This is a genomic window from Verrucomicrobiota bacterium (genome assembly GCA_037139415.1).
Classification (GTDB): domain Bacteria; phylum Verrucomicrobiota; class Verrucomicrobiia; order Limisphaerales; family Fontisphaeraceae; genus JBAXGN01.
Window position 1 is genome coordinate 1 of record JBAXGN010000005.1, and the last position, 25351, is coordinate 25351.

The following is a 25351-nucleotide window of genomic DNA, read 5'->3' on the forward strand; positions in this document are numbered from 1 at the left end:
GTTCCGCGTGAATCACCCCCCATGCGGTTTTCCCCGCTGTCACTGACGCATTACGGATTCGGAGGCAGACCATTTTGATTCTTCCGGGTTGCTCCCTCAAATTGGAATAAGGCAGTGCTTGCGGCTTGTTTAATTGGCAAGTTTCGTCCAACCTAATTCTATGAAATTCATCAACGTTTTATTTCTCTTGCCGTTTACACTTGTTGCGGCGGCGAATACTGCCAAAGCAGATCGGGTGGATGCCACGTCACTGCGCGGCAAGGTGATGTGCGGTTACCAGGGTTGGTTTCGTTGTCCGGGTGATGCCGCCAACCTTGGCTGGATTCATTGGAGTCGTAATTCCAAAGGTATTACTCCAGAAACACTGACGTTCGAGATGTGGCCGGACATGACCGAATACGGGGTGGCAGAGCGATTTCCGGCACCGGGGTTTGCTCATGCCGATGGCAGTCCGGCGCAACTATTCAGTTCGGATAATCAGGCTACCGTCCATCGCCACTTTGAATGGATGCGGGATTACGGGATTGACGGTGCATGGTTGCAACATTTCGTTGTGGACCTGCCCGGCGGGCGCAACGAGCTGCGCTACCCCTCGCGTCTTCGCGTGCTGAATCACGTTCGTAAAGCAGCGCAGCAGACCGGGCGGGTATGGGCGATCTCTTATGACATTGCGGGGATGCCAGAAGAGCGCATTTTCGATGTGCTGACCCGCGACTGGAAAAAACTGGTGGATGACCGGATCACCCAGGAACCGCGCTATCTGCACGAAGGTGGTCAGCCGGTGGTGCAAATTTGGGGCTTTTACTATAAGAATCAGCACAACCTGATGACTGCCGAATTGGCTAACAAGCTTATGGATTTTTTCCAGACGCCGGGGCCTTATGCGGCGTTTCTCGTCGGCGGCGGGGATTGGAACTGGCGCAAGAACCCTGATCTCCAGTGGCAGGCGTTTTTACGGCGATTCAAAGCCTACTGCCCTTGGAATGTCGGCAATGTGTCACGCGACCAGACTGGTACGGCCAAGGCTTCCACGGGTTATTGGGCGGCGGATAAGCAGGAATGCGAACGGCGGGGAGCGCTCTGGATACCGGTGATCTATCCAGGGTTCAGTTGGGATAATCTCACGCAAAAGGCAGCCGGCACGAGCACGTATGCGCGGCGCGGTGGGCGGTTTCTCTGGGAACAGTTCCATGCCTTGTCCAAGTTGGAGGTGGATACGGTTTACGTGGCAATGTTTGACGAGGTGGATGAAGGTACGGCGATCTTCAAGGTCACCAGTTCCCCGCCTGTGCAGGGGCACTTCGTGGGCTACGATGGTCTGCCCAGCGACTGGTATCTGCGGCTCGTTGGGGAAGGCACACGACGCTTGCGCCAAAGGCTTCCAGTTCCGGCGGAAATTCCCATCAAGTAAGCATCGAAAGTGGATTCATGTACGTTGTAATCTGAGTCTTTGCAATTCAGTGACCTTGGCTGAACTTTGGCGGACGGGCGATGATTATTCGCTTACGACCACCGTTCGCCCGGACAAATCCAACCGGACTTCAATCCAGAACGCGTTCCCGGATTCGCCCGAAATAAAGTGTGCCGGAGTGGTGATGGCGTCCCGTTTGACCAGCACCTTGGTGACCTTGCGCGCCAGGGGAACCCGCAGAATGATCGGTAGCGTTTTGGCGGGTGCATCAGTTGCGGCTAATGTTGTCGGCGCATTTGGATCGGGCAGGAAATGCACGTAGGCCAACTGGGTGCGTCCGGTCAAGCGGAAAGATAGTTCACCTTGAAATACCCCGTGTTTATTTAGCAATTTCCGGTAATCCTTCCTGAATACCCCTGCCTGTTGGTCCACGAATAATTTCGTCTCTTGCTTGTCCGGCGTCTTGAGGCTGAGACTCCACGCTTTGTCACACTCAGGCACGCTGACCTCCAAAAGCGGGAAGCGATCCACGTCCACGGTCAGGGGTTTGTAGAAGCCGGCGTACGTTTTGTCGGCACCGGGGGTAACGACCACCGTGCCATTGCTGATGACGCTTTTGCCGAAAAAGGTAACCCAATTCGCTAGATTTTTGAAATCATGCGAGGGATCACCCAACGGCTCGCGCTTTTCCAGCGCGGCCACTTCCGCCGGGTTGAGGATCACGGTTGCACTGCCATCCTGATGGGAAGAGGCAGCAGAATAGACGCCCTGCAATGGTGTACCGTCCACCCCCGTCAGGGAAACATCCAGGCGTTTGGCCCCTTTCTGGCCCAGCGGAAAGTAGTCGGCCATTACGGCGTAGGCCGGGCGCGGTTTGCCGTTTTCATCAATCAAACCGTAGGGATGTTTGTCCCCTCCGGCGTGGAATACACTCAGCTTGTTCAGGCCGTTGGCCAGCAAGCGGGCCATGGCGGTGTTCAGCAATTTGGCTTGAACGAAGGGGGTGAAATTCGGCGGCGGCTGGAACCACTCGGAGTTTTGCCACACGAACCCCTCCTCATTACAGTAAATCTCGGTGTCAATGCCGCGGGAAAAACACAGGCCCTCGTGCATGCCAAAGGGAACATCCCAAGCCGGGGATTTCCCCGCATAGGCGTGGAAGGCAAACAGATTGGCCTGCTTGAATACCCCCTGCTCATGCAGGGTGATGGTGAACGGTTCGCTGTAGCCCGCCATGCCACCGGTAATTAGTTTGGCATTGGGCTGATGCTTGCGGATGACGGCTGCCATGGTTTTAAAAAATTCCGCATATTCCTCGTACGATCCCTGCCAGAATTGGCGGATGTTGGTTTCGTTCCACAGTTCATACCCGGCAATGCGATCCCTATATTTTGTGACGAAGTGTTCCACCACCTCGGCGTATTTCGTGTTGTCCGGCGGCACGACATGCGAGCGATTTCCCCCCGCTTTAAAACGTTCCGCACTCATGGCATCCCATTCCGCCGTTCCTTCAAACAAAAGTTCCACCGGCGCGCCCGCCGCCAGATACATCTCCAGTTTTTCCTCGGAGGTTTTGAAGCGATTGGGCTTGTCCGGGGCCAGAATGGTTTGCGTGCGGATGTTAGCGCGGATGCTGCCCCATTGTTTGGATAGTTCCAGCGGTACCACGTTTTTCGTGCCGAAAGATGCCATGCCGTTTAATCCCACCAGCCGCTCCGGACGCGGTTGCGAATCATCCTCAAGCTGGATGGCATCCAAGTATAGGGTGTTCCGGCCAGGATTGCTGACCATGATGCTGCGCGCGCCTGATGGTGGAAGAAAAACGATGCGCGTAAATTCAGCCGCCACCCCCTGAATATCCGGCGCGCCGATATTGCCATTGCCGCCCGCATCGGTGTAATTCAACAACTCGTTCCATAGCAGAATGTCGCCGAGCTTTACCGCCAGCCCGGCGCCGGTGGCCGTGAACGCGCCGCGCACGCGCAGGAAATGCCCGCCCGCTGACAGCTCCGGCACCGCGAGCTGCACAATGGCACCGGCTTCCAAGGCGCGGGGCAAAATCGTATTGCCACCCACCGCCACTTCCAGGGTCTTGTCGGCAGCCAAGGATTCGCCCAGTTCAAAGCTCGTGCCGTCGAATTTTCCCCAGCGCATGACCGGCTTGAGTTTATCCGGCTCCACGCTGCCCAGTGCCAGTCGGCTGCGCAACGGTTCCGGCGCTTTTTGCGCGATGGTGATTTGCTGGTCGCGCGTGAGTTGGATTTTGCCCGCGCGTAAATCGCCCGCCAGTTGCACCACGGCCACCAGCGTTTTCTGACTGGCGGGCCAGAGTTCCGTCCGGGAGTTTTTGAAATAACAATCGAGAGTGGCAATGATGGCGCGGGCTTTGCCGTGTTTGAGCAGGTACAGTTGCGGCACGACGTCCTGCCCATCCATGCGCTGACTGCGAATCAGCGGATACACCTCGGTGTCACCATCGGTGGGCACCAGGAAATTGCTGGTGAGTTTTTGGCGGCCAATGGTTGGGGCATCCGGCAGGTACTTTTTGAGCAGCGGGGTAACGGTATGCTGCACGCCTTGATCGTGCATGCCCACCAGGTAGATGTAATGCAGGCCCAAATGACCCAGCAATGCCTCGGTCTGCCACGCAAACCGGGGTTCTTTGGGTGCCATGGTCCACGCGCCATCCTTTTCCTTCTCGATGGCAACCAGAAATGGAATCCGCCCAGCCAACGCCACCAACACGCCGCCCTCATCGGTAAACTGCTTCAAGACCGGAATGGCCGTTTTGGGCACGGAATCCCCGGTCATCACCAGCACGTCGAATTGGTCGGCGGAAAAGATGGCGGCATCACCAAACTGCCCCACCGTGATCCGCGCCACCGCACAGCCGGCCCCTTGCAAGGTGGCAGCCACCTGATTCAGTTGTTCCAGATCAATGATAAACCGTGCTTCGCGCGTGGTTTGTTCCGGATTCCATACGGCGACACGCGGGCGTTCTGCCGCCCGGGCACTCAGTCCCCAGCTACATGCAATTAAAACCAGAACACCGGCAGTAAATTGGTTCCATTTCATAATCGTGAACACCGCCTTTCTCGCATTTAGGTCGGGCTTTGTCAAAGCTGTGGTTGGCTGAATCAGGCCGATTACGTCTCATGCTACGTGACTAAAAATACAACCACCCGTGATGACGTTCGCGTCAGCAGCTTTGGCCAGAGCGGGCGAGGCGGACAGACAAAGGGGAAGAGCGGAGTCATGGGGGATATTCAACGCGCTCGAATTTTCTTGGCGATACGGATGCCCAATGCCCCCAGGTTCAGGAGTGACAGGACTGAGAGGGAAATGAATCCAAGCACAATCCAGCCCGTGAGAATCTGCGCACTAATCGGTCCGGCTTGAACCAACCATAGCACGGCTCCGAGGACAGTTGACGCCAGCACGCTGTAAACAACAGTTCTTCCACGCGCAGGTGTCTCTGGACTTTTACCTGCTTTCCACTGTGCCGGTAACAACCACAAGCAGCCAATCAGCCCGCCGCCAAACAGGTAGCCGGTCAGGGTGCGCACCACGGCATCCTGTGGCACCCAATGAAATCCGAACGGAACCATCTGCAGGAGCAGCAAGCTGTGCACCAGGCACCAAGCGAACGTGGGGCGCGGGCGCAACCACGCGTGTAAAATCAAGGCCATGGCCGCGCCGGTATAGAGCCCCGTGCAACGCTGGCAGACCGGCAGCAACTCGCCACCCGGCATCCAGGTATGAGCGGCATTTTGCCCGCACGCGAAATAAAACAGTTGGCTCAGCGTGAATGACATGCTTGCACCGCTCCAGCCGCCAGTGGTGCGGCTATTTGACCAACTTCATCGCCACTTTCTGAAATTCCCGTTTGGTGCCCGTCAAATCCATCTGGTAGAGGCCGGTCGCCTTTTCCCCAAATGGCGCGGCAGAGATATACAGGGTCTTGCCATCCGGAGTGATGGCCGGGCGCACCTGCAGTTTGCCGTCATTGGAAGCACTCTTAATAACGGGTATTTTACGAACCGATTTACTGTTGAGATCAATCGCCAGAAGAAGATGCTGATGACTGGTATCTCCTGTTGCGTTTTCCATAGTTTCGGTGGCGGTGACATACGCTTAATGTTAAGCAGGTTTTTCAGGCAAAGTTGCGTTTTCCATAGTTTCGGTGGCGGTGACATACACCGTCTTGTTATCGGGCGCCCATTCCGGCACCAGCAATTCAAATTTCTGGTTTTTATCGTTTACGTTGATCTCGGAATCCAGCTTCCAGTCGCGATACAGCCGCACCCGGCAAACCTCGCTATTCTTCTGTTTGGCAGTCACCGCCAGCCAGGTTTCACTGGGGGAAATTGTTCCCAGAGTATATTCCAATTCATTCTCCGCCTCATTGGTGCCCCGGCATTTCACCAGTACCTCCAGTTCCAGCTTCTCGAGATTCAGCCGGCCAAATTCAGCGGAATCACCATCCCAGTAATATACCTTGTCGTTACGCTTGAAGAAATAGCGCTCCTTCCCCCCAAGGGCTTTGGTGCTGGTCTGGCCGGTGTTCAAATCCAGCCGCAGCAAATTCTCCTTTCCGGCGAAATACATGTAATGCCCGACAATGGGCGGCGGGAACAACAGGGCGCTCGCATAATCCGAATCATCCAGGGGATATTCCCGTACCGGGTGGGACCCGTCCACCGCCATGACCTTTGCGCTTTTGCTCAGGCACACAACGACATCCTTGCCATCCTCGGACCACTGCGGGATGCCCTGCTTGTCATCCGACGGCGCTTCCAACAGGACACGCGTAGTGCCAGCCTGGCGGTCATGCAGCATGATGCGAGTGAGGTTGTCATCGGTGGCATCCTTCTCCCAATACACTATTTTTGAACCATCCGGACTGATGGCTGGCTGGTAGGCTGCACAGGCAACCAAATATATGGCCAGTCCGGCCAGCGCACAGCAGGCGAGAAACAATTTTAGCGGGGTACGAATTTGCATAAAGTGAATCATTGGTTATTTGATCAATTTCATGGACACCTTCTTCAGGTCGCGATTGGGGCTGGTGAGATCAATCGTGTATAGGCCGCGACCGTTTTTCTCCACCACAAACGACGCCACATACATGAGTTTCCCATCGGGGGAAATGACCGGGCGTAACGCCAATCCTTTTTCATCGCTGTCCTCGGTAAGGACGATGGGGATTTCCCGAATTAGGTCGCGTTCCAAGTCCACCTCCAGCAGGCCGAGTTGGGTGCGGGATTCGTTCTCCACCTTGAAAGGGTACGAGTACACCGCATACAGCACTTGGCGGCGCGGCGCCCAAAGCATGAAACTGGTCTTGTACGGATGCACAGCGGTTTCCAGGGTGATTTCCCGGAACATTTTGTTGTTGCGGTAGAGCCGGATCTTTTTGCCATCTTCAACTGAAATGGCCAGCAAGGATTCATCGGGGGAAAGCGCGACGAACGGCAGCTTGTCGTTATCCGTGCCGGCGGATACTTTGAGCAGCAACTTGGGCGCCAGCGTCTCCAGATCCAACGTCCCGAAAGCGCCTTCCTCCGGCGACCAGTAGAACACGTGCCCATTATTCCCGATCAACAAAGGCGGCTTGGATTGATTGGTGCTCGACACCACGGCGCCCGTATTAAAATCCAGGCGGTACAGAAATTCCCCACCGAAATACTGGTACTTGCCGACGATGGGCGGCGCGTACAAATAGGTCGTTTCCTTATCCAACCCGCCGGGCAGTTCAAACCGCCGCATGGGTGTGCGGCCATCCAACGACATCACTTTGACGCCCTGCGCACTCACCACCACCACCTCCTTGCCATCCGGCGTCCATTGCGCCGCCAACATGCCCTCTTTGATTTCGCATTCCATAAGCTGCCGCGTGGTTCCGGCGATGCGATCGTAAATCATCAGGTCCGCCCGGTTGTTCTTCTGTTCATCGGCGGGGGAGAGATACAGGATTTTAGTGCCATCGGGGCTGATGGCCGGCTGATACATGGCACAGGCCACCACATAAACCATCCAGGCCGCCAGCGCGAGAATTGCCAGCCAAGGGGCGTTACGTGGGTTATTGTTCATAGCAACAAACTTGCCGATCACCTCATTACCCTAATTGAAAAACACCAAAACCGCCAGCAAATTCCGTGGCACCCGATAAGCCTTTGACGCACGATCTTAACCAAGGAGAGCCGCATTGAATCAAAACTGTCGGTATGGGATGGCATGGCATGGCACCCACTCCATGCCAACCTCCCCACCCGGGGCCAGCGCCACACATTCACCCAGGTTCTCCAGACTGAAGTCAACCAACCCATGACGCTGCGTTTCTCAGCGGCGGGCACCAGGGAAACCGGCTGGTTTTCCCGGCTCAGCCTCGGCCTGGGTTGCTTTGTCGCCCTGTGGATCTTGGTCGTCTTATTTTCATTTTCCACCAAGCGCAAGCAGCCTGATAACAGCTTGGTCTAATCACCGTTTCCGGTCTTGGGCGCGATGCATGGCATCGCTGAACCAGTCGTTCGTGGGCGGCGGGGCGGCGGCGGGACGTTGACCGGGCCGCATTCCTCCGGGTGATCGTGGTCCACCGGGAGAGGTGCGGGTGTTGGATTGTGCGCCAATTTCCGGATTGGCGCGCATGGATAGGGCGATACGTTTACGTTCCAGGTCCAGGTCTGTCACAATGACCGTAACGCGCTGTTGGACTTTGACAACTTCGGACGGGTCTTTGATGAAACGATCGGCAAGCTGGCTGACATGCACCAAGCCATCTTGATGCACCCCAATGTCCACAAACGCGCCAAACGCCGTGACGTTGGTAACGATGCCTGGCAATTTCATACCGATCTTTAGGTCCTCCATTTTTTCGACGCCTTCCTGGAAGGAAAATGTCTCGAATTTCTGGCGGGGATCGCGGCCCGGTTTGGCCAGTTCGGCAAGAATGTCGCTCAGAGTGGGCAGCCCCACGGTTTCGGTGACGTAACGCTTTAGGTCAATTCTCTGGCGCAGGCCGGCATCCCGCAGCAGATCCGGCACGGCACATTTGAGATCGCGTGCCATGGTATCCACCACGCCGTAACTTTCCGGATGCACCGCGCTGGCATCCAAGGGATGCGCGCCATCACGAATACGAAGAAAACCCGCGCATTGCTCAAACGCCTTGGTGCCCAAACGCGGCACTTTCAACAATTCCTGGCGCGATTTGAACGGCCCATTGGCATCACGGTGCGTGACTATGTTGGCCGCCAAGACCGGCCCCAAGCCAGACACGTAACTAAGCAGTTGCTTACTGGCGGTGTTCAATTCCACCCCCACGCCGTTCACGCAACTGATCACGACGTCATCCAGGCTCTTTTTCAGGTCGGACTGATCCACATCATGCTGGTACTGGCCCACGCCGATGGATTTTGGATCAAGTTTCACAAGTTCCGCCAGCGGGTCCATGAGGCGGCGGCCAATGGAAACCGCACCGCGCACCGTAATGTCGTGGTTGGGAAATTCTTCGCGTGCCACTTCGGACGCCGAGTAGATGGAAGCGCCGCTTTCGTTCACCATCACAATGGGCAGGCTGGACGGCAGGCCGAGCTTGCGGACCACCGTTTCGGCCTCGCGGCTGGCGGTGCCGTTGCCAATCGCGATGGCCTCGATCTGGTAATGTTTCACCATGGAGAGGATGGCCTGGGCGGCCTCCCGCACCTCGCCGACGGAGGCGGCGGTCGGGAAAATAACATCGTTATGCAGCAGTTTGCCCTGGCGATCCAGGCACACGACCTTGCAGCCGGTGCGGAAGCCAGGATCAATCGCCAGCACGTTCTTGCGACCCAAGGGCGACGCCAACAGCAGTTCGCGCAGGTTTTCCGCAAAGACCCGAATCGCTTCCTTATCCGCCTTTTTCTTGGAGTCCACCCGCAATTCCCCTTCAATCGCAAAACCCAGCAACCGCTTATAGCAGTCTTCGACCGCCAGCCGGACCTGCTCCGCGCACGGACCTTTGCCGGTGACAAACATGGGCGTCAGCAGCGCCAGGGCGTCCAGTTCATCCACGGTCATGCGCACCAGCAGAAAGCCCTCGGTCTCGCCGCGCCGAATGGCCAGCAGGCGATGACTGGGAATGCTGGCGACCGGCTCGTTCCAATCGAAGTAATCCTTGAATTTCGCGCCGTCCTTTTCCTTGTCCAGCATCACCTTGGATTTCACCACCGCCTTGGTCTGGAACAAATCGCGCAACGCGGCACGGGCTTTGGCGTCGTCACTCACGCGTTCGGCAATGATGTCGCGCGCGCCCGCCAGCGCTTTGTCGGCATTCTCCACGCCCTTTTCGGCACTGACAAATTTCAGGGCTTCAACTTTCGGGTCGCCCGCGTTCTGGTTGCCGAAGATATAGTCGGCCAGCGGTTCAAGCCCCTGCTCGCGGGCGATGATGGCGCGGGTGCGGCGTTTGGGGCGATACGGCGCATAAAGGTCCTCCATGGCGGTCATGGTTTCGGCCTGCGCCAGCCCGGTACGCAAGGCATCCGTAAGCAGGTGGCGCTCTTCGAGTGATTTGAGCATGGCCGTTCGCCGCTCATCCAGTTCCGCCAGTTGCAGGAGGCGTTCGCGGATAGAGGTGATGGCCACCTCATCCAGCGACCCGGTGGCTTCCTTGCGGTACCGGGCAATAAAGGGGACTGTGGCGCCTTCACCGAACAGGCGGGCCGTGGCGGCCACCTGGCGCGGTTGCACTTTCAACTCGCCGGCGATTTTATTAATATATACTTCGTTCATCGCAAAAGAGGCGGTCCTTGTAGCCGAGTGCACCCGGATTGTAAATGGAATTGGCAGCGCACAAATTTAACGAACAGCACGGTTTTCGCTTTCCACCAGACCAGACAAGCTCAATACTGGCACCCATGATTACGCGGGATGACCAACTGATGGCGTTTGCCCCGGAGTTACAGTCCGCCCCTTGGGTGGCGCTGGACACCGAGGCGGACAGCCTGCACACGTATCCCGAAAAGCTGTGCCTGGTGCAACTGAGCATTCCCGGCCGGGATGTGCTGGTGGATCCGTTGGCCCAGATCAACCTTGCCCCGCTCTGGCCGGTGCTGACGGGGCACGAACTCATTCTGCATGGCGCGGATTATGATTTGCATCTACTCGTGGAACAGGCTGGTTTTGTGCCAACCGCCGTCTTTGACACCATGCTGGCCGCGCGCATATTGGGTTACGATCGGTTCGGGCTGGGCGATCTGGTCACGCGGCATTGCGGGGTGACCCTGGAGAAAGGTTCGCAAAAGGCGGATTGGTCACGCCGACCGCTGACCCCAAAGCTGGAAGCCTACGCCCGCAACGATACCCGGTATCTGAAGGCCATCGAAACCATCCTGCGCGCCGAGTTGACGGCCAAAGGCCGGCTGGCCTGGCACCAGGAAATGTGTACCCGATTGGTGGCGGAGACCGCCCGCGCCACCCCGGTTGATCCGAATGAAATCTGGCGCGTCAAGGGAAGTTTTGCGTTAAGTCGTCCGCAGTTGGCGGTACTGCGCGAGGTATGGCATTGGCGCGAACAAGAGGCGCTGGCTTCCAAGCGTCCGCCGTTCTTTATCATGTCGCATGACGCGCTGATTGGCATCGCCCGCGCAGCCGTGGCGCAACAGGACCTGACGCCAATATTGCCCCGAAAATTTTATCCCCCCCGACGAGACCGGCTAGAGCAGGCGGTGGGACGCGGATTGGCCGTTCCCGCCAACCAACAACCGCTGCCGCCGCACCGGGAAAAGCATCGAATGAGTTATCGGCAGCGCAAGGCATTCGAGGCGTTGCAAGGCGTGCGGGATCGTCAAGCGACGGCACTCATGCTGGATCCCTCATTGATTGCCAGCAAAGCCACCCTGATCGCGCTAGCTTCGGATGGGGAGGTTGCCTGGCAGAAGATCATGTCCTGGCAGCGGGACTTGATGAAGGGGTAATGCGGCCATGAACTTCCACGCGCTCATACCCATTCTCCAGACGGCCATTGGGCCGGTGATCCTCATTTCCGGCGTAGGGTTGTTGCTGTTATCCATGACCAATCGGTTTGGACGGGTGATTGACCGCTCGCGCCAACTCGCAGAGTCCTTGCGCAAAACTCCGGAACCGCAGGGTGGCCGGCTGTCCGCGCAGTTGCAAATTCTGTTCCGGCGCGCCCGCCTGGTACGGTTAGCCATCACGCTGGCCACCATCAGTGTGCTGTTGGCCGCCCTGCTGATCATTGCCCTGTTCCTGATTGCCCTTTTTCAACTCGAACTGGGTTTGCTCATCACCATCCTGTTCATTGCCTGCCTGGGTTCGATCATCGCCTCGTTGCTCGTTTTCCTCCAGGATATCAACCTGTCTCTGGTTGCCCTCAAGCTCGAAACGGATATTAAAGATTGAGGTGCTGACGGGAGGCGGAGTTTACAGCAGGAAGTTCACACTTGTTGGGTTATACCGGAACGCGTTTTCCACTGCACTTCACTCGTTTCCAGCCCAAACGGACAAGGGACGTCCACCCTCTTTTCGGCACTTCCCACTCATTAACCTCAAAAGCCGAGAAAGAATCTGATTGCAGTTTTGCCCGAATACGGGTTTGCTATGGGTATGAAGCTGCCATTCAGGCTCGCAATACTGTTCTCCTCGTTCACGCTGAGCGCCGCGAACTCTCCGGACAATCCCAAACCATTGCCCGAGCTGTCGCCTGCCAATCTGCAAAAAATCACGGCAGCCTTGCCCACCGCCAGTGCCAGCCTGAAAAAGCCCCGGAAAATCCTGGTGTTTTACAAATGCGAGGGGTTTGTGCATGGGGATGGCATCATTACGGGTAACCAGGCTTTACAACTCCTGGGCCAAAAAACCGGCGCGTGGACCGCCGAGTTCAGCAATGTTTACACCTCCTTGGATGCCGCCAACCTCGCCCAATACGACGCCATTGTGTTGAATAACACCACGCGGCTGAAGATTCCCACTGAATACAAGGCCGGGTTCCTGAATTTTGTCAAACAAGGCAAAGGCATCGTGGGCATCCATTCCGCCACTGATAATTTTTATGACTGGCCGGAAGCGGCCGCGATGCTGGGCGGCGTTTTCAACAGTCATCCTTGGGGTGGCGGCGGCACTTGGGCCTTCAAATTGGACGAGCCCGGCCATCTATTAAACCAGGCGTTTGGCGGCAAGAACTTCAAACTCAAGGATGAGGTCTATCAGTTCAAAGACCCGTACACGCGCGCCGACCGCCGCGTATTGTTGACTCTGGACCTTTCCGATCCCGCCACCGGCGCGGCAAAAAACATGAAGCGCGAGGACAAGGATTTTGCGGTGGCCTGGATCAAGAACTACGGTGCCGGGCGGGTGTTCTTTTCCAATCTCGGCCATGCCGGCAATGTCTTCATGGAGCCTGCTGTGCTCAAGTTCTATCTGGACGGCATCCAGTGGGCACTCGGCGATTTAGACGCGGACGCCACCCCGAATAAATAAGACGAACCACAACCCTCCAAACCCCAAGCCATTATGACAACCAAACTTTTTTCCGAGCTAGGCATTTCTCCCGAGGTGCTCAAAGCCATTGATAAACTCGGGTTTGAACAAGCCGCGCCTATCCAGGCGGAAGCCATCCCCGCCCTGATGCAAGGGCGCGATGTCGTCGGCCAATCGCAGACTGGCTCCGGCAAGACAGCGGCGTTTGCCGTGCCCGCCATTGAAAAGGTGGATCCCCAGTTGCGCGCGGTGCAGGCGCTGATCCTGTGCCCAACCCGCGAATTGGCGGTGCAAGTCTCCGAAGAGGTTCACAAGCTGGCCTGCTTCAAGCGCGGCGTCATGGCGCTGCCCATTTATGGCGGACAATCGTATGACCGCCAGTTTTACGGCCTTCGCCAGGGGGCGCAAATCGTCATCGGCACGCCGGGCCGTATCATGGATCACATGACCCGGGGCACGTTGCGGCTCGATCAAGTGAAGTTGGTGGTGCTGGATGAAGCGGACGTGATGCTTGACATGGGCTTTCGCGACGACATTGAGTTCATCCTGAAAGCCGTTCCAACCACCCGGCAGACGGTTTTCTTCTCCGCCACCATGCCGCGCGCCATTCAGGAGTTGATTCAAAAATACGCACGCGACCCCCAGAATATTCGCATCGAGCAAAAAACCGTCACCGTCTCCACAGTGGAGCAGGTGTATTACGAGGTGGACCGGCGGTTCAAAGTCGAGTTGATCACCCGTTTGATTGATCTGCACAACCTCAAGCTCGGCATTATTTTCTGCAACACCAAGCGGATGGTGGATGATTTGGTGGACCATTTGAACGCGCAGGGGTATTCCGCCGATCGTCTGCATGGCGACATGAGCCAGGCCATGCGCGACCGGGTCATGAATAAATTCCGCAAATCGGGGTTGGAATTTCTGGTGGCAACCGACGTGGCCGCCCGGGGCATTGACGTCAACGATGTGGAAGTGGTGTTTAATTACGACCTTCCTTACGACGTGGAAGATTATGTTCACCGCATTGGCCGCACGGGGCGCGCCGGGCGCAGTGGCCTGGCCATTTCCTTCGTCGGCGGGCGGGAAGTATTCCAGATCCAGAATATCGAACGCTTTACCCGCATGCGCATCCAGCGCGCCAGGGTTCCCACTCTGGACCAAGTCGAGGAAGCCAAGGCGGGCGCGGTGCTGCATCAAATCCGCGAAGTGCTGGCCGGCGGCGAATATCGCCAGCAGGAGCACCTCGTCGAGTTATTGCTCGAAGAAGGTTTTGCCTCCACCGACGTGGCCTCCGCGTTGCTGCACTTGCTGCAAGCCGGCGACACCCCGGAACCGCCGGCGCGCCGAACCCCCGCCGACCTCAGCCATCTGAATCGCGAGCCCGCTGACCGTCCGGCGCAAGAACCCGCCCGGTCCCGGCTGGCCCCGGAATCCCGCGACGCCCGGCCACCCCAGAAACTGCCCGTCGCCCAGCCACCGCCCGCGCCCCAAGTAAAGCCCACCCCGAGACCTGCGGTCCCGGTGGCCAAGCCCGCGCCGGCACTCCCCGCCCCGGTGGCCAAACCGGTCCCGGCAACATCCGCGCCCGTGGCCAAGCCCGCAACTATTACCCCCGCAGTTATAACTACGGTTATACCCGTAGTTGAATCTGCCATCGCCAAACCTGCCCCCACCCCCATTCCGAAATCCGCACCTCCCATTCCGCGATCCACAATCCGCAATCCGCAATCCCCCGATCCCTTCCGTTCCCCAAAACACAGTCGGCGCACCCCGGAAGGCCATATCCGCCTCTACATGAATGTGGGCAAAGAAATGGGCGTGGCGGCCCAGGATGTCCTGGCCTCCATTCAAGGCGAAACCGGCCTGCCCGCAACCGTCGTAGGTACCATTGACTTGCGTGAACGGCATCTATTTGTGGATGTCGCCGCCGATCACGCGAAAGGTATTATCGCCAAATTGAATCGTGCCAACCTCAAAGGGAACAAGCTCAAGGTGAAGGAAGCGTGATCTGGTTCAGATACCGCTGTTGCGGTGCTGCGCGCTGGAACCCGTGATATTAAGCGCTTAATTCTCTTCAATTTCGCCATGGTGTGCAAATTAGGAGTTCCCATGCAGCTCATGTAATTCGGCACTATAGCGTATGACCTGGTACGGAGCATCGCGGAGGTTGCCGCATGTCGCCGAGCGTGAAAGTTCCCCCCGCCGGACACAATGGCATTTGTTTGAGGTGTTTCTGCAGCCCCACCAAATCTTCCCATCGCGGCGGCTCAGTCAGGCTCTTTTTGTGCTCCAGCGCCCATTGCTCCTTGGTGCCATCAATCAGCCTCAACGAGTTTTCGCAGGCGTGTCTCTGTCGAAAAAGCCGCCGGTCCTTTTCAGCATTCCACAATGAGATGAGCGAGAATATGGCCAATAGGAGATAGGCATAACTTAATCCCGAATCCCGGTCTTGACCGCTCCCTGCACCGGATTTAATGTACTCCAGTATGAGCGCAGGTCATAAAGCAATGCTCCCTAAGCACATCGCCGCCAGTCCGGCGACAGGGAGGGCTGTGGCTAAAAATATATAATTTCTTGTCAGCATTGCATAAACTCATGTCTCGTTTGATAACAGTCAGATGCCGTTGCCTTTGGTTTTTTTCAGTGGTTTGCGCATGGCTTGGCTGTATCGGCGATACCTCCGCGCAAGTGAATTACAGCGGCGGCGCCTACCAGCAGAATTTTGACGCGTTGCCCGCCACCGGAAGTTCGATTTCCTGGGTGGACAATTCGACGTTGCCCGGCTGGTATGCCTGGATCAGCGCTCTCAATTCGCCGCCAGTCACCATCATCCTCGACACCGGCACCAGCACCACTTCCACGGTGTTGCATGATTATGGTTCCAACGGTTCAACGAACCGCGCGCTCGGCCTGTTGTCCTATTCGACCACGTCCGGCGATGTGCTGGTGGGGGTGCGCCTGCGCAACACCGGCGCGGAGACATACCATTCCTTCACGATCCATTTCGATGGCGAACAGTGGCGCTGCGCCAGCGCAGCCGTGCATCCTTTGACCTGTTCCTTCACCACGGACACTCCGGCCAACCTGGGTGACTTCACCGTGAACTGGCAGTGCTGCGGTCAGTTGAACTTTTGCTCGCCGGTGACGAGCAGCAACAGCTTCGCCCTGGACGGAACCTTGGCCCCGAACCGCACTCCGGACATCACGGCCAGCGTCGGCGGCTTTTCGTGGGCACCGGGCACGGACCTCTGGGTCCGCTTCAACAATCCCAACCTGTCTCCCGGCTCTCACGGTCTCGCGCTAGATAATTTTGTATTTTCCGCCAGCACCAACGCGGTGTCCGGCGACGCTAATGTGCCGGCCGACTTGTATAATGAGGCCATTGGCTCGGTCAATTCTCTCGACTATCAACTGCGTCTCGGCGCTGCCGTGACCGTGGCGCAATTGCCGCACGCGGCCTACATCGCGCTGGCCCTCAATTATCCCGATCCCGTCACTGCCGTAACCAAGGCGCAATCGTATCTCAATCAGATGTTCACGATGCAGGACACGAATCCCGTCAGCAGCACCTTTGGCCAATTGCTTTGGACTTCGACCGACACCAATGTGATTGACAGAAACTCCATCGAGTTCAGTTTCAGGCCGCTGGGGGCGCTGCTCAAGCGCTATGCGGACCGACTGGGGACCGATTATATCAACAGCATCAAGCCGATGATCCTGACGGGTCTGTCCAGCTCGCGCGCCCGCAACGTCAGTACCAACTACTCGAACATCTACACGATGCGCATCGCCAACTGGCTGATGCTGGGCGAGGCGCTGGGGGACACCACCACCTATAACGCCGGATTGAGTGCCCTTAATAACTGGATCACCGATTTGGGCAACGAAACCATCCACGAATACGATTCCGCTGGTTATTCCATGGTCACCTACAACAACCTGATCACGGCCGCCAACAACGTCACCAACCCGGTCGCCGCGGATCAACTGCGGGCGCTCGCCAATTATCTGGCGACCGATCTGTCGGCCAACTACTTCAAAGGCCAGTCACGGCTCGGCGGCTCGCACAGCCGGGATTATGATTTTATGAATGGCAACGGTGCGGTGGACCACTTCTACTATCTCGCCGGGTTGCAGGCAAAACTGCCGTCCCTGGGATCGTTTAATGAGGGCATTTACACCTATCTCAACGGGGTTGAAAAGGGCAACCAGCCGCCGCTGGACGTGGTAGCGTGGGGTAACTCGTGGTCGAACCGTATCGTGAAGTCCGTCTGGGGACCAACCAACACCCCCGGCCAGGATCGGTATCATTACCTCACCCCCGATTTCAGCATCGGCAGTTCCGGCAGGTATTATAACGTGACGCAGGACAAAGCCATCGCCGCGGATTTCAATTCCACCTCCGCGTTGCCGCAAGTCAGTCTGGTCTATGATCCTTACGACGCTCCCTATGGCACCATCAAAGTCCTCGAAACCGGGTCCGGGCATATGAAACAGAACCACCTCTATTTCAATTCCGCGAATGTCCAGGACCGGGGCACGATCCTCAGCCTGGCAACGTTGGCGCCCAACTTCAACATCGCCGCGAATTGGCTTGGCCCCTACACCAATCTCTCCAGCGCGGTCGTTTTTCCGGCCCAGGCTGACGCCATCTACTTGGATGGTGTTGCCTTGAACACCAATATCGCCACCAGCGGTTCGGTGGTCGGCATCCAGGAGGGAAATGCCGTGATTGCCGCGCGGTTTTATCGCGTGGATGGCCTAGCTGGCTATGTCCCCACCTACGCTGTGAAATTCGATGGCGGTGCGGCCGCGCGATTTGTCGCCTACCATTATCAAGGTCTCCCAACGACTTTTGACAACACGTACGTCTCTAATCGTGCGATGGTCGGTGCCATCATTGCCGCGCGCCTATGCACCAACGCGTTGGCCGTGACCAATTTTCTCAATGAGGTGAAAATGGCCGCGGTCACGCTGGCCACCAATGGCAACCAGTCCTCAGCCAGTGTGACAATCGGCGGCACGACGCTCGCTACCACGCTCGATGCCAGTTCGGGTGTCGTCGTTTCCCGAATGGTTAACGGCACCAACTACCTGCCGCAGATGTTTTCAATCAATGACGGCAATGCCACCACGCGTGATCTTTTCAACGAGCGTTATAAGCGCATGCTCAGCTCGGGCTGGATCTGGACCCCGTTGAGCGGGGTGACCAACGCTGCCGCCACCTATGCCACCAATGGCGCGGCACCAGTCACCACGGTGACTAGTGGCGACGCCCTGACCACGACGCCGGATGCCGGCGTGTTGGTTCATCGAGCTTTCACCGGCGACGCCGAGGTCTCCGCTCGCGTCAACCAGCAGAGTGACACGTCCACCACCAGTCTCGGCGGGGTGGCGTTGCGGGAAACACTGGATGCAGGCGCTTGCGGGTCGGTGCTCGGGTTCAGCGGCAGTTCCGGCGTGCGCTTTCTCTGGCGGACGACCAATTCCGGTCCGGTCTTATCCATCACAAACACCGCATTCACCAGTCCCGGCTGGCTGCGCCTCCGCCGCGTTGGCAATGTGGTTTCCGCCGCCTATCGAGCGGATGCCGGCAGTTGGCAGCCCGTCGGCAGCGATCAAATCGTGGTCATGAATACCACCCTCTACGGTGGCCTGGCTGCCGCTGGTGGCACCCCCCTCACGCCCGCCAGCACCGTTTTTTCTAATGCCGTCGGTAACGTCATCGCTCCCCTGGCCTCGACAACCACCCTTGTCCGCCACGCCGGCACGGGCACAAACAGCACTTATGGAGATGCCTTGCAGTTTGAGGTGACGGTTTCACCGGCGGCCGCCAGCGGCATGGTGGTGATCCGGGAGGGCGGGCAATATGGAACCGACTTGGGCACCGGTTATTTAACGACAGGAACGACGAACCCGGCCACCGTGACCATAACGGCGTTGAATGCTCTAACTACGGGAACGCACACGAACATTGTCGCGTACTATTACGGCGACGCCACCTATCTCCCCAGTGTGTCTGCCGCCTTGTCTGCGCAGATGGTCGGGCCGAAGACCCTGACGATTTCCAGTCCGGCGGCCAGCAACAAATCATACGATGGCACCACGGTCGCCAACGTCACCGGTAGCTTGAACGGGGTTGTGAGCGGCGATGTCCCAGGCGCGGATGTGTTTTTATTGGGCTATTTTGCCAATACCGGTCCGGGAACCAACATTGCCGTCGCCAGTTTTTTTCTGGGTGGTGTCGCGGCGGCGAACTATTCCCTGACTCCGCCCGGCCATCTGGCGGCGGACATCGTGACCACGGCCATCTGGAACACGGCGGCCAGCGGCCAGAACTGGAGCACGGCGGCCAATTGGGTTGACAATGCGATTGGCGATGGGCAGCTCGCGGCAGCGGATTTCATGTCGGTCAACCTCACCAATGATCCGACGGTGGTGCATCTAGACTCTCCGCGCACGCTGCAAACGCTGGTATTTGGCGACCCGGTCCCCGCGAGCGCGGCCAGTTGGGTTTTGGACAACAACGGCGTGATGGCCAACACTCTGACCCTGGCTGGCACGGCCCCACAGATCACCGTCAATGCGCTGGCTGCCGGACGTTCAGCGACAATCGGGACGGTGGTGGCGGGCACCTCCGGTTTGACCAAGGCGGGCAGCGGCACGTTGATTCTGGCCAACCACAACAGCTATACCGGCGGCACCATGATTTCCGCCGGCACCTTGCAAATCGGCGTCGGTGTCACTCCCGTCATCATGGCTGGCGGAAACATCACCAACAACGGCGTCCTGGTCTTTAACCGTCCCGACAGCGTGGTCGTGACCAACACTATTTCCGGCAGTGGCAGCGTCATCCAGGGGAGCACCAACGCCCTGACCCTGGCGGGGACAAATACCTACGCGGGCGGAACGACCGTGACCAACCTTGGCTCCCTGCTGGTCACCAATGCCGGCGCACTGGGCACCGGCCCGCTCAATTTGCAGACGCGGGCAACCGGCCCTTCCACCACCTTCCAGGTCACGGGTGGTCTCACGATCACCAATGCCATCAACATGGATTCGACGACCGGTCGGGAATTGATCAATGCCATGGGTGGTAACAACACCTTGAGCGGTCCCATCACCATCACCGGCAATGGCAACACCACCGTGGTTTTTCAGGATAATGACCCGGTCAATACCGGCACCACGCTCACCTTCTCCAACACCATCACGGCTTCAACTTTCACCGGCCAGATTTCACTGCGTGGCAATGCGGGGAATTTCGGCCGGCTGGCCGCGCCAGTGTATGCGCCGAACATGAGGATGGATTTCAATGGCAACGCCAATTGGATCATCGCCTCGACAAACAATGTCTGGAGCTACCTGGGCTTTGCCGTTGCTGCAAACAATGGGGGATGGCTGATTTGTGGCGCGGTGAATTGCCTGCCGTCCGGCACCAGAGTGAATTGGGGATCCGGTTCAAGTAACATTCTAGATCTGGCCGGTTATAACCAGACCATCGGCGGCCTGGATTGTTCTACCACCACCACCACGGCGGTGACCAATAGCAGCGCCACGAGCGACGCGGTCCTGACCATTAATTCCGGGGCCAATAGCTATACCTTTTCCGGAACGATCAAAAATGGCGCGACCCACCGGTTGGCGCTCACAATATTGGGGGGCACGACCACGCTGACTGGCTCCAATACCTATAGCGGCAACACGATGGTTGGCCGGGGAAAATTGATCATCCAACAACCCACCCTGGACAAAAATTCAACCGTTGTGGTTTCTAATGGTGCTATTTTGCAGCTCGGCTTTTCGGCCACGAACCAGGTGGGGGCGCTGGTGCTTAACGGCGTGAGTAAACCCCTGGGCGTCTATAACAACACCACCGACCCCACCTACCTCGCTGGCACTGGCAGTCTGCTGGTGGGGGGGGTGTTCCTGCCCGTTATCAGCGGTTCAACCACGTTCACCAACTTCATCACGAGTTATGGCCTGGCTTCGGCAGCGCAGAATTTCGCGGTCACCGGAACGAATTTGACCACAGATATCACTGCCACGGCAGCGCCCGGCTTTGAAGTTTCCACCAACAGCGGTACGCCCTACGACACCACCGCCACCCTCGCCAACGTGGGTGGCTTCGCCAGCGGGCAGATTTATATCCGCCTGTCGGCCACGGCGACGGCGGGCTCATATAACGCCTCCAACATCGTTGTGCTAACCAGCTTGTGGGCGACCGATGTCACCAACACGAGCACCGTCGCCGGCAACGTAGTAAATCAAGCCACACCGGTGTTGACGATCAATGCCACACCGATTGGCTACAATCAGGCTTTGTCGAATTCCAGCCTGGCTGCCAGCGTGGCAACGAATGCAAACAACCACGCGCAGGTATTGGGCGACTTTTCGTTCGCGACCCCGGCGATTGTGCCCAGCCTCGGCACCACGAATGTGGTCGTCATGTTCACGCCGTTTGATTCCACCAATTACACCAGTGTTACCACCAACGTGATCGTGACGTTCAACCAGGCGTTTGCCACGGTCACGTTGTCCAACTTGCGTCAACCTTATAACGGCATGGCCAGGCCGGTGGGGGTCAGCAGCGCGCCGTCCGGGTTGGCGGTGGGCCTGACCTACAGCAACGCGAGTTACGGCATAAGTTCCCGGGCCCCGACCAATACCGGCAGCTACACAGTCATCGGTACCGTCAACGATCTCAATTACTATGGTAGCGCGACCAACACGCTGATCATCGGGTCGGCTGCATTGCACTGGGCGGTCGCCGACGGCATTTGGGACTCGAACACAAGCTTGAATTGGAAAGATGCCCCCGATGCCGGCGTGGCGGATGCCTGCTATCTCGATGGTGACGCGGTGATATTGGATGACAGTGCGAGTGGGGTGCCGCCGATCAATGTGACGAACTCGGTGGTGGTGTGGCCGTCGAGCATCCTCGTCAACGTGACAAACAAGAGTTACAACCTTTCCGGCAATGCCATCACCGGCACCGCCGCGTTGACCAAAAACGGTCCCGGTACCCTGGCGCTCGCGAGCAGCAATAGTTGCAGCGGCAACCTGACGATCAACGGCGGCGTGCTGATGGTGACCAATGGCGGGACGCTCAATTCGCCGCAGGCCACGCTCAATATCGGGGCGCAAGCGGGTGCCAATGGCACGTTGGTGCTGGCCAACAGTCCGGGGGGTGTCACGGTGCAAAAGTTGCTGGCGACGAATGTGGTCTGCGGCGGGCCGACGAACTCCATCTTCAACTTCAATGGGGGGACACTGACGACTTCCAACAGCAACGGACTGGCCTCCAGCATTCTGCTGGCCTCCAATGTGAGCTGGACGGTCAACGGCAACTGGAATATGAACGGAGGCACGAACCTCATCAGCAGCGTGGCCACCAATGGCAATCCGTCCGCCTATGTGTATGTGGGCAATGGAACCAATAATGTGCTGGTGAGCGTGAATGCGAACACGGTCTGGTGGTTAACCATACCGACCAACAGTTTTGCGACCAATAATTTGTCTTTAACGATTGGCAGTGGCAATGCGACCAATAACGTGGTCACGATCAACGGCGGCACCTTGATCGTGACGAACGCTTACGGATTAAATGGCGGCACAATTCCGATCATCGTGGGCGGCAGTGGGGGAGCGGCGGGCAATCAACTGGTCATTACCAACGGGGGTCAGGTTTTCACCAAAGTGCAGGGGAACGGTAATCCGCAATGCGGCAACATTGGTGGCAGCACCGGACCTAATAACAGCTTGATTGTGGCGGGCACCAACGTGGCGGGTCGCAAAGCGACTTGGAATTTCGGTGCAGACCGGTTGAGTATTGGCTTTGGCAATGGGTCCAGCAATTGGGCCTTGGTGGGGCAAGGCGGGGTGATTACGAATGTCAACATATTCACATACGGCAAGTACTCTTCTTTGTTCATCACCAATGGGGGCCAGGTTTTCGCAGCCGCGTGTGTCATTGGACGCGGCGCACTTAACGCCAACCTTGTCGTGGCGGGGGCGGATGTCTCCGGCAGCCCGGCCCTGCTGGCGTTTCCCACGGCCGGCACGTTGACCGTTGGCGGCGGCTCTGCTACCCCAACGTCTCCGGCGCCCGGCACGAACACTCTAGCGGTGGTGGGGCCGGGCGGCCTCGTCACCAATGCCGGCAGCATTAATGTGGGCCAGGACACGAACTCGATCGGCAACCTGCTGGCCATCACCAATGGCGGGAAGGTGTTCAGCACCAGTAATAGCGCCATCGGCTTCGTGGCCGGCTGCAACAGCAACTCCGTAAGTGTCGGCGGCGGCGTTGGCGCCTCGCTGTGGAGTTTGGGCAATGCCGCGCTCACACTTGGCAACAACGCCAACGCGACGAACAACTCGTTGACGCTGCTGGGCGGTGGGGTGCTGTCCAATGTGTCCTCGGTGACATTGGGCGGGGTGAATTCCCGGCTTAGCTTCAACGGCGGGACGCTCGCGGCGGGCACCAATGGTAATTTGATTAACACCAACAACACCGTCTTCAACGCAACGAGCTATGTGCAGACGGGCGGGGCGGTCATAGACAGCGTCGGCTTTACAGTCACGAACCGCTTGCCGCTGCTGGAAGATCCGGGCAGTCCCGGCGGTCGCTTGACCAAACTGGGCAGTGGCACACTGAGCCTCCTGGGCACGAATAACTACAGCGGCGGGACGTCCATCAGCGCGGGCACACTGGCGCTGGCCGGGAACGGCTCGCTTGCCAACACGCCCTCCATTAGTATTGCTGCCGGTGCCGTGCTCAATGTTTCTGGCATCACCCCGGGCGGTTATACTTTAACGGGATCAACTCCCCAGCAGATTCTGTCCGCCAGCAGTAGCTTCGGTGTGGCGACCGTGAATGCGACCGGGAAGGTATTGACGCTCGCTCCGGGTGCTCTCGCCACGTTCAAGGCCGATGGCGCCGCCGGCACGGTGGGGAAGATCAGTGTGACGGGAAACCTGGCCCTCAACGCCAACGCCATCACCGTGGACGTTCTCAACGCAGTTCTGCCCGTTGGCACCAACCGTCTGCTGGGGTGTTCCGGCACCCTGGTCAACAGCGGGCAATTCGGAGCCCCCGCCATTACCGGCATGGGCTTGGGCTCTGGAAAAATTGCTTCACTCAATGTCGTCACCGGTGCTGCGGGTTATGTGGAATTGCAAGTTGCCGCCACTGTGCCGGGGCCGGGCTTTCCTGCGAACGGCATCATCGTTCTGCCGGGGGGCGTTGTTTCCCTGGCGGCGACGGGCACGGTGGGGGCGGCTTATCGGCTCTGGGCCGGAACCAATCTGGCCACAGCGCCGTTGACTAATTCCTGGATGATGCTGACCAATGGCACCCTCACTGTCAGCCCGATCACTATTCAAGATCCAGCGGCAACGAATTACCCACGCCGATTCTACCGTTTCAGCAGCCCATGATTTCAATCAACACCGAAGGTGTCCAGCCCAGCGGTTGAATCAGCAAGGGCAACCGAAGGCAGAAATCCAATCCGGAGGATTGGCAGAAAGTAGGCTGTAACTTAAACCGTGAATACCTGCAACCAGGCGAAATATTTGAGTATCGTTACCTCGCCTCCTGCTCATGCCGGTCTGGAGCGCGACACGATTCTTCCAGCTATATCTCTTTAAGGCTCGGCCTCTGAACTGGCGATCAGTTCATCCAACCTGAAGCATTGGTATCCGCCAGCCTCCAATTGATCCAATACCAGGCTGACGGTCTTTACCAAACGCTCGGCAGGGACGCCGCCATCGTGAAGCAGAAGGATGGCTCCTGGTTGGATACCGCGACCGATGCGTGCCGCAATTATCTCCGGGGATGATTCCCGCTTGTCCAAGCCGCGCACCGTGTAACCGGCCACTTGGAGGCCAAGTTCCCGCATGACCTGGAAGACGCGCTGGTTGGTCAGGCCCATGGGCGGGCGAAACAAGACGGGCGCCCTGCCGGTGATGCGTTGAATCGCCTGTTGGGCATCCGCAATGTCCGCGCGCAGACGGGCGGTGGAAAAGAGGTTGGTCACCGGATTGTGCTGCTGGGTGTGATTTTCCACCAAATGCCCGGCGGCGGCCATCTGTTTGGTCAATTCCGGCTGGGCGATGACGCGCTGGCCAATGCAGAAAAATGCCGCCCGAACGTGGCGCGCCTCCAGCAACGCCAGCAGCGCCGGGGTACTGGCCGGATCGGGACCGTCATCAAAGGTGAGCGCGACCACTTTGCGGCGGGTGGAGACGCGACAGATGCTGGGCCCGAACATCTGCCACTGCGGAAAAGAGACCCCTAGGCCAACACCCAAGCCGGCGAGGCTGAACAGCATGCTAAGCAACGCAAAGGCGGTCACCGGTTCGGCAAATCGCACGATGACAATTTCGAGCGCGAGCGTTGCAAGCAAGAGCCATTGGAACCGGGTGACGAGGCTGTATTTCGGAGGGCGGCTCATGAGTGGC

14 protein-coding genes are annotated in these 25351 nt (G+C 58.0%); 7 read left to right on the forward strand and 7 right to left on the reverse strand.

Annotated features, from left to right (window positions below; translation table 11 throughout):
* Window positions 1-160: 160 nt before the first annotated feature.
* Window positions 161-1411 carry a glycoside hydrolase family 71/99-like protein gene (locus tag WCO56_01540; protein MEI7728219.1) on the forward strand — a complete coding sequence of 417 codons (1251 nt, stop codon included), beginning with the start codon at window positions 161-163 and terminating at the stop codon, window positions 1409-1411.
* An 84-nt stretch (window positions 1412-1495) separates the two neighbouring features.
* On the opposite strand, the gene WCO56_01545 is transcribed toward WCO56_01540, so the two are convergent.
* The 5 genes from WCO56_01545 to WCO56_01565 all read right to left on the reverse strand — a co-directional run bounded on the left by WCO56_01545 (window position 1496) and on the right by WCO56_01565 (window position 7504).
* Window positions 1496-4486 (reverse strand): hypothetical protein, encoded by a 2991-nt coding sequence (locus WCO56_01545; GenBank protein MEI7728220.1) that lies wholly within the window; start codon window positions 4484-4486, stop codon window positions 1496-1498.
* A 191-nt stretch (window positions 4487-4677) separates the two neighbouring features.
* Window positions 4678-5226, reverse strand: coding sequence for a DUF2085 domain-containing protein (locus tag WCO56_01550; protein ID MEI7728221.1), 549 nt, complete (start codon window positions 5224-5226; stop codon window positions 4678-4680).
* A 31-nt stretch (window positions 5227-5257) separates the two neighbouring features.
* On the reverse strand, window positions 5258-5521 hold the full coding sequence (locus tag WCO56_01555) for a hypothetical protein (protein ID MEI7728222.1): 264 nt from the start codon (window positions 5519-5521) through the stop codon (window positions 5258-5260).
* 30 nt (window positions 5522-5551) lie between these two features.
* A complete protein-coding gene (locus tag WCO56_01560; GenBank protein ID MEI7728223.1) occupies window positions 5552-6415 on the reverse strand; it encodes a hypothetical protein in 864 nt (287 codons plus the stop codon).
* Window positions 6416-6430: 15 nt separating this feature from the next.
* Complete coding sequence (locus WCO56_01565) at window positions 6431-7504, reverse strand: hypothetical protein (protein MEI7728224.1); 1074 nt, start codon at window positions 7502-7504, stop codon at window positions 6431-6433.
* Window positions 7505-7648: 144 nt separating this feature from the next.
* Between WCO56_01565 and WCO56_01570 the strand changes: the two genes are divergently transcribed.
* Entirely contained in the window at window positions 7649-7891 is a 243-nt protein-coding gene (locus WCO56_01570) for a hypothetical protein (protein ID MEI7728225.1), read from the forward strand.
* On the opposite strand, the gene WCO56_01575 is transcribed toward WCO56_01570, so the two are convergent.
* On the reverse strand, window positions 7892-10183 hold the full coding sequence (locus WCO56_01575; GenBank protein ID MEI7728226.1) for a Tex family protein: 2292 nt from the start codon (window positions 10181-10183) through the stop codon (window positions 7892-7894). It lies immediately after the preceding gene.
* 125 nt (window positions 10184-10308) lie between these two features.
* Here WCO56_01575 and WCO56_01580 point away from each other — a divergent pair, with 125 nt between their 5' ends.
* The 5 genes from WCO56_01580 to WCO56_01600 all read left to right on the forward strand — a co-directional run bounded on the left by WCO56_01580 (window position 10309) and on the right by WCO56_01600 (window position 24328).
* Entirely contained in the window at window positions 10309-11367 is a 1059-nt protein-coding gene (locus WCO56_01580; protein ID MEI7728227.1) for a ribonuclease D, read from the forward strand.
* Window positions 11368-11374: 7 nt separating this feature from the next.
* Complete coding sequence (locus tag WCO56_01585) at window positions 11375-11812, forward strand: DUF2721 domain-containing protein (protein ID MEI7728228.1); 438 nt, start codon at window positions 11375-11377, stop codon at window positions 11810-11812.
* Window positions 11813-12016: 204 nt separating this feature from the next.
* The gene (locus tag WCO56_01590) at window positions 12017-12889 is read left to right on the forward strand and encodes a ThuA domain-containing protein (GenBank protein ID MEI7728229.1); all 873 of its coding nucleotides are present in this window, start codon (window positions 12017-12019) and stop codon (window positions 12887-12889) included.
* Between the two features lie 33 nt (window positions 12890-12922).
* Window positions 12923-14896 (forward strand): DEAD/DEAH box helicase, encoded by a 1974-nt coding sequence (locus WCO56_01595; protein MEI7728230.1) that lies wholly within the window; start codon window positions 12923-12925, stop codon window positions 14894-14896.
* A 681-nt stretch (window positions 14897-15577) separates the two neighbouring features.
* A complete protein-coding gene (locus tag WCO56_01600; protein MEI7728231.1) occupies window positions 15578-24328 on the forward strand; it encodes an autotransporter-associated beta strand repeat-containing protein in 8751 nt (2916 codons plus the stop codon).
* Between the two features lie 206 nt (window positions 24329-24534).
* On the opposite strand, the gene WCO56_01605 is transcribed toward WCO56_01600, so the two are convergent.
* A complete protein-coding gene (locus tag WCO56_01605; protein ID MEI7728232.1) occupies window positions 24535-25344 on the reverse strand; it encodes a polysaccharide deacetylase family protein in 810 nt (269 codons plus the stop codon).
* Window positions 25345-25351 lie beyond the last annotated feature (7 nt).

Excerpts from the sequence above, each read along its gene's own strand:
- WCO56_01540 (MEI7728219.1), top strand. The coding sequence starts at position 161 with ATGAAATTCATCAACGTTTTATTTCTCTTGCCGTTTACACTTGTTGCG.
- WCO56_01545 (MEI7728220.1), bottom strand. The coding sequence starts at position 4,486 with ATGAAATGGAACCAATTTACTGCCGGTGTTCTGGTTTTAATTGCATGT.
- WCO56_01550 (MEI7728221.1), bottom strand. The coding sequence starts at position 5,226 with ATGTCATTCACGCTGAGCCAACTGTTTTATTTCGCGTGCGGGCAAAAT.
- WCO56_01555 (MEI7728222.1), bottom strand. The coding sequence starts at position 5,521 with ATGGAAAACGCAACAGGAGATACCAGTCATCAGCATCTTCTTCTGGCG.
- WCO56_01560 (MEI7728223.1), bottom strand. The coding sequence starts at position 6,415 with ATGCAAATTCGTACCCCGCTAAAATTGTTTCTCGCCTGCTGTGCGCTG.
- WCO56_01565 (MEI7728224.1), bottom strand. The coding sequence starts at position 7,504 with ATGAACAATAACCCACGTAACGCCCCTTGGCTGGCAATTCTCGCGCTG.
- WCO56_01570 (MEI7728225.1), top strand. The coding sequence starts at position 7,649 with ATGGCATGGCACCCACTCCATGCCAACCTCCCCACCCGGGGCCAGCGC.
- WCO56_01575 (MEI7728226.1), bottom strand. The coding sequence starts at position 10,183 with ATGAACGAAGTATATATTAATAAAATCGCCGGCGAGTTGAAAGTGCAA.
- WCO56_01580 (MEI7728227.1), top strand. The coding sequence starts at position 10,309 with ATGATTACGCGGGATGACCAACTGATGGCGTTTGCCCCGGAGTTACAG.
- WCO56_01585 (MEI7728228.1), top strand. The coding sequence starts at position 11,375 with ATGAACTTCCACGCGCTCATACCCATTCTCCAGACGGCCATTGGGCCG.
- WCO56_01590 (MEI7728229.1), top strand. The coding sequence starts at position 12,017 with ATGAAGCTGCCATTCAGGCTCGCAATACTGTTCTCCTCGTTCACGCTG.
- WCO56_01595 (MEI7728230.1), top strand. The coding sequence starts at position 12,923 with ATGACAACCAAACTTTTTTCCGAGCTAGGCATTTCTCCCGAGGTGCTC.
- WCO56_01605 (MEI7728232.1), bottom strand. The coding sequence starts at position 25,344 with ATGAGCCGCCCTCCGAAATACAGCCTCGTCACCCGGTTCCAATGGCTC.